Genomic DNA, 5705 nt, shown 5'->3' with positions numbered 1-5705 from the left:
AAGTGGTCACAGCGACAGCGGGCGACCGGCTCGGCTGCGCCTGGCAAGATGGGCGGTCACCGTAAGCCCGTGCTTGATCCGCACCGCGCCTTCATTGTCGAGCGGATCACTCAGATGCCGCACCTGACGCTGCATGGTCTGAAGGCGGAACTGGCAGCCCGCGGGGTCAAGGTCTCGCACAACACGGTCTGGCTGTTCCTGCGCCGGGAAGGGCTGCGGTTCAAAAAAAACACTGTTCGCCCTCGAACAAGCGCGCGCCGACGTCTCTCGTAGGCGACAGCGTTGGCAATCCTGGCAGGCTGGACTTGATCCGAACCGGCTCGTCTTCATCGATGAGAGTGTGCTGCAGACAGCGGAAGGAGTTCAACATGAACTAAGACCGATGGTTAAGCTGCGGGAAAGATGGGGGAGGGCCCCCCGAGATCAGCTTTCAGGGGCGGGTCTCAAACCAATCCGAGCTGCTGCGGTAAAGAGCTGTGGTGGTGAGCGTCGGATCAGAAGTTCGGAATATACCGAGCAGGTGAGTGTCCGAAAGACGAACGAAAGTGAACCTTCCGAAGACGCGTCGTTATGAATCCAAGTGTCGTCAAAACCAGGACTGTCTCGTCATCCTGGGACAAGTCCGCCGGATGACTGGCGACTGGGCGGGCGGCGACCGGCGTAGAGGGGGCGTGAGTCGGACACAGGCTTTCGCGTGGAACTGCAGGAACCAGGCTCTTGATGCCAAGGGAGAAGCGCAAGCGGTGCCAACCGCGAGGCGAGAGTACCGATGCAAGAGACTGGGGCGGACCGATCCGTCGGAGCGTCGAGGGCCCTGTAATGGGGTCGGAGCAAAGGGATCGGGTCAGGTAGTCGTACTCTTGGACCAACTGGAAACAGGATGACTTCGAATAGTGCGATAAACAAGCCGTTCTCGATTGAGAAGCGGCGAGTGTACGAAGCGTACAAGGCGGTCAAATCCAATCGCGGAGCGGCTGGAGTGGACGGGCAGACCTTCGAGATGTTCGAGAAAGACCTTGCAGGGAATCTCTACAAGATCTGGAATCGGATGTCGTCAGGGACCTACTTTCCACCTCCGGTGCTCGCCGTCTCCATTCCAAAGAAGACGGGCGGCGAAAGGACTTTAGGTGTGCCCACTATCAGCGATCGGATCGCGCAGATGGTGGTCAAACAGATGATTGAGCCGGAACTGGAATCCATCTTCCTGCCGGACTCTTACGGGTACAGGCCAGGAAAATCGGCACTGGACGCCGTGGGCGTCACGCGTCAGCGGTGCTGGAAATATGATTGGGTCCTGGAGTTCGACATCAAAGGACCGTTTGACAATCTCCCGCACGATCTTCTGCTGAAGGCGGTCCGGAGACACGTGAAATGCAAATGGGCGCTGCTCTACATCGAAAGATGGCTGACGGCATCAATGGAAAAGGATGGGAAGCTCGTTGAGCGGATCCGCGGAACCCCGCAAGGGGGCGTGATCAGCCCAATACTGGCCAATCTGTTCCTGCATTACACGTTCTGATCTCTGGATGGCGCGGACACATCCCGACCTTCTTTGGTGTCGGTACGCCGACGACGGACTGGTGCACTGCCGGACCGAGCAAGAAGCAGAAGCGATTAAGGTGGAGCTTCAAGCGAGGCTGGAAGTGTGCGGACTTCAGATGCATCCGACGAAGACGCAGATCGTTTACTGCAAGGACAACAGGCGTCGGCGAAAGTATCCGAGGATCAAGTTTGACTTCCTCGGATATCAGTTCAGGCCGCGGCAGGTGGCAACGTCACAGCGGAAGGAGTTCTTCTGTGGATACACCCCGGCGGTCAGTCCGACAGCTTTGAAGGCCATGCGAGCGACGATCCGAAGCTTGCACATTCCTCGGCAAACGCCGGGGACGCTGGCTGAGATCGCCCAACAGATCAATCCGCTCCTCCGGGGGTGGATAGGTTATTACGGACGGTTCAGTCGTTCGGCGCTGTTCTCTCTGGTCGACTACGTCAATCAGAAGCTGAGGGCGTGGATCATGCGAAAGTACAAGCGCTTCCGGCTCCACAAAACCGGTGCTTCGCTGTTCTTGCGAAAGCTGGCTCGGAATAATGCGGAGCTGTTCGTACACTGGCAGTTATTCGGAACGAACACGTTCACCTGATGGGAGCGGTGTGAACCGAGAGGCTCACGCACCGTTCTGCGGTAACCGGCATGAGGCCCCCACCTAGCCGCCGCTCGGTTTGCGCTCGATACAGCCTGGCATGAGCTGATCGGTGGAGGTGGAACGATGGCAAATGCCATGCTTGATGCCAGGCAGGAAGATGACGCCTATCGTCGCGTCGAGGTGATCACCGGGGAGTGCCGACGGCGTCGGTGGACGGGCGAGGAGAAGGCTCGGATCGTGGCGGAGAGCTTTGAGGAGGGTGCGAACATCTCCGAGGTTGCGCGGCGCAATGGCGTTTCGCGCGGGCTGCTTACGGTGTGGCGACGCCAAGTTGCGGCGGCGGTGGCGGGCAAAGCGCCGAACTTCGTGCCAATCCAAATTGGTGCCGAGAGCGGCAGCGGGACAGCGGGCGAGCATAAGCGTATTTCGGGGCTACAGGCCAAGCCTTTGGAGATCGCCGCGCCGCCGGCCAAGGTTTGCGGGGTTGTCGAGATCGAGGTGAACGGGGCGCGCATCCGGGTCGAGCCGGGCGTGGAGCTGGCGACGCTGTCGACCGTGCTGGCGGCGCTTCGGGGCATCCGGTGATTGCGCTACGCTCTGACCTCAAGGTGGTGCTGGCGACACAGCCGGTCGATTTCCGCAAGTCGGTGCATACGCTGTCGGCACTGGTGAGCGAAGCGCTGCGTGCCAATCCGTATTGTGGTGACGTCTTCGTGTTCCGCAGCAAACGCACGGACAGAGTGAAGCTTCTGGCGTGGGACGGCAGCGGCATGGTGCTGGTGACGAAGTGGTTGCACCAGGGGCACTTCACCTGGCCGCCGATCCGCGACGGCGTGGTGCATCTCAGTGCGACACAGCTCGCGATGCTGCTCGACGGACTCGAGTGGACGCGCGTTTCGCCCAAGCCGGTGAAGCAGCCGGCCGTTGTCGGCTGAGAGGAGAGGATTTCGCTGGAGCCTGCGGCGCGCGGATGTATGGTCCATTTATGGCGATTCGCCCGGACGTTCTCCCGACTGATCAAGCCGCTCTAACAGAGATGGTGCTCGCGCTCGACGCCGAGAACGAGAAGCTGCGTGTTGCGATGCAGACGCTCAAGGAGATGATCTTCGGGAAGCGCTCGGAACGGCTTGCCACGCTCGTGGCCGAGCAACTTGCGCTTGAGCTTGACGATCTTGAGACCAGTGTCACGCCGCCTGCAGCTGCCAACGACGATGCACCTGCGGTGAAGCCGTCCGATAAGCCACGCAAGAAGGCGCGCCGCAACATCGGCGCGTTGCCCAAGCATCTGCCGCGCTGTGAGCAGGTCCTGGAACCGGAGGTGACGGCCTGCCCGTGCTGCCAGGGCCAGCTTCACAAGATCGGCGAGGACGTCAGCGAGGTGTTGGACGTGATCCCGGCGCTCCTGCGCGTGCTGCGCACGATCCGTCCCAAATACGGCTGCCGCGGCTGCACCGATGGCGTGGTCCAGGCCAAAGTGCTGCCGCGCCTGATTGAGGGCGGCATGGCCTCGACGGCCCTCGTGAGCCATGTGGTGGTCTCGAAGTTCACCTGGTATTTGCCGCTGTACCGGCAGGTTCAGATCCTGGCCGGCCAGGGCATCCATCTTGACCGCGCGACACTCGCCGGTTGGGTCAAACGTACCGCTTGGTGGCTCAGGAGCCTTTATGAGCTGCAGCTGCGGATCATTCAGGCCGCGCCGCGCGTGTTCTGCGACGAGACGCCGATGCCGGTGCTTGATCCCGGACGACATCGTCCCCGCATCTGCCAGTTCTGGGCGCATGCTATGGATGACCGGCCATGGGGTGGCCCCTCGCCGCCGGCGGTTGCCTACGTATTCGCCGACGGCCGCGGCACCGAGGAGATCGCCGGACAGTTGACGGGCTTTTCCGGCATTCTGCAGGTGGACGGTTATGCCGCCTACAAGGCGCTGGCCCGCCGTCATGGCGGCACAATCCAGCTCGCCTTTTGTCTCGCCCATGCTCGACGCAAATTCGTCGAGGTGTACAAGTCCACGCAGTCGCCATTCGCGCGCGAGGTGATTGAACGGCTGCAGGCGGTCTATGCGATCGAGGCAGAGATCCGCGGCAGTAGTGCGGAGCAGCGGCTGGCCGCCCGCCGCACCAGGAGCGCCCCGTTGATGGTGGCGCTCAATGCGCGACTGATTGAGATGGTAGGTCAGCTGTTTTCCCAATCGAAGCTGACAGAGGCGATCAACTATGCGCTCAATCACTGGGACGGACTGACGCTGTTTCTCCGCGACGGCCGCGTCGAGGTCGATTCCAACACGGTCGAGCGTTCCATGCGCCCGATTGCCATGGGAAGACGCAATTCCTTGTTCAGCGGTAGCGAAGGCGGTGCCGAGAGCTGGGCCATCCTCGCGTCGCTCGTGAACACCGCAAAGCTCCATGAGCTCGATCCGCAAGCCTATCTGACCGACGTGCTGGAGCGCATCGTCTCCGGTGGAACCAAGAGCCATCAACTGCACGAACTGCTCGCCTGGCACTGGAAGGCGGCGCGCCAGCGCACCGCACAGGCCGCGGCATGAGCCCACGTCGTCATAAAGCAGCGTCGTCAATGGCGGCAGCCGCGATGCCACTTGAGGAGCTCGAGCGATGGCTGCAGGCGCGGGTCGATCAGCATCCTGCCGCCACCAATCTCCCCATGCTCGACGGCTACGTCGCCGCAATCGTGGCCGGACCGGTGTCGATGAGCCCACTCGACTGGATCTGCCCGCTGCTCGCCATCGATGCCGATGCCTTCAACCACGGCGGCACCCCGGAGTTTGCAGCCATATCGGCCGTCGCCCTGCGTCACAACGACATCAGCAACACCCTCTCGACCGCACCCGACAGGTTCGCGCCGATGCACCGGCGTAAACCCAGTGGAGACGTCGATCCGCGACCATGGTGCCAAGGCTTCTACGCCGCGATGCGGCTCAAGCTATTGGCGTGAGCACCGTTGCTGGACGCCAGCAACGTCAATCACGGCCTACTTCTACCCATCCTGCTGCACTGTCGCGACGATCAGGGCCGACCGCTGCTTGGACCACCACGAAGCGGCCGCGAGACCAAGAAATTTCTGCGCAACGCCCACGCCGATATTCCCGCGGCGGTCGAAGCCTTGCGGCAATACTGGATGCCGATCCGCTACGCCCGCGCTCACTGATCACTGCGGACGTGGGAGCTCATGCCGGTTACGTTCTGCGAGAGGCCGGGGGTGAAAATCCTCCGGCCTACTCACCCTTGGATCAAGACCAACATGGCCCCTTTGCGGGGCTGGGGCCCCAAAAGCGCACGCCTGCGCGGCTTCGCCCCGCACGGTCACTGGCGCACCCTCACATTCCTCGGCGCGCTCCGCCATGACCAACTCACTGCACCCTGCGTCTTCGATGGCCCGATCAACGGCGAATGCTTCTGCGCTTATGTGAAGCACGTTCTCCTGCCAACCCTGCGCGAAGGCGACATCGTCATTCTCGACAATCTCGGAAGCCACAAGTCGAAAGCTGTCAGGCAAATGATCCAAGCTGCTGGCGCCAGGCTCTGGTACCTGCCGCCATACTCG

At 61.8% G+C, this 5705-nt stretch carries 5 protein-coding genes and 3 pseudogenes; all 8 read left to right on the top strand.

The annotated features are described in order from the left end of the window. Nucleotides 1–352 (top strand): annotated as a pseudogene (locus BM222_RS39565) (transposase); the annotation flags it as partial. Nucleotides 353–880: 528 nt separating this feature from the next. Next, a pseudogene (ltrA, locus tag BM222_RS39555) lies at nucleotides 881–2141 on the top strand (group II intron reverse transcriptase/maturase). Nucleotides 2142–2267: 126 nt separating this feature from the next. After that, on the top strand, nucleotides 2268–2729 hold the full coding sequence (tnpA, locus tag BM222_RS43605; protein ID WP_092239987.1) for an IS66-like element accessory protein TnpA: 462 nt from the start codon (nucleotides 2268–2270) through the stop codon (nucleotides 2727–2729). Further along, nucleotides 2726–3079: an IS66 family insertion sequence element accessory protein TnpB gene (tnpB, locus tag BM222_RS39545; protein WP_092239986.1), complete on the top strand. Its 354-nt coding sequence runs from the start codon at nucleotides 2726–2728 to the stop codon at nucleotides 3077–3079. Before tnpA ends, tnpB begins: the two co-directional genes overlap by 4 nt. 50 nt (nucleotides 3080–3129) lie before the next feature. Continuing rightward, nucleotides 3130–4689 carry an IS66 family transposase gene (gene tnpC / locus BM222_RS39540; protein WP_092239988.1) on the top strand — a complete coding sequence of 520 codons (1560 nt, stop codon included), beginning with the start codon at nucleotides 3130–3132 and terminating at the stop codon, nucleotides 4687–4689. Nucleotides 4690–4718: 29 nt separating this feature from the next. After that, on the top strand, nucleotides 4719–5096 hold the full coding sequence (locus BM222_RS42750; protein WP_244547438.1) for a UPF0149 family protein: 378 nt from the start codon (nucleotides 4719–4721) through the stop codon (nucleotides 5094–5096). 6 nt (nucleotides 5097–5102) lie between these two features. After that, nucleotides 5103–5309 (top strand): hypothetical protein, encoded by a 207-nt coding sequence (locus BM222_RS42745; protein WP_244547437.1) that lies wholly within the window; start codon nucleotides 5103–5105, stop codon nucleotides 5307–5309. Nucleotides 5310–5387: 78 nt separating this feature from the next. After that, nucleotides 5388–5705 (top strand): annotated as a pseudogene (locus BM222_RS39530) (transposase); the annotation flags it as partial.

The organism is Bradyrhizobium sp. Gha (assembly GCF_900113735.1).
Classification (GTDB): Bacteria; Pseudomonadota; Alphaproteobacteria; order Rhizobiales; family Xanthobacteraceae; genus Bradyrhizobium.
Note: the sequence above shows the minus strand (reverse complement) of the source record. Positions and strands in the feature narration are given on the sequence as shown.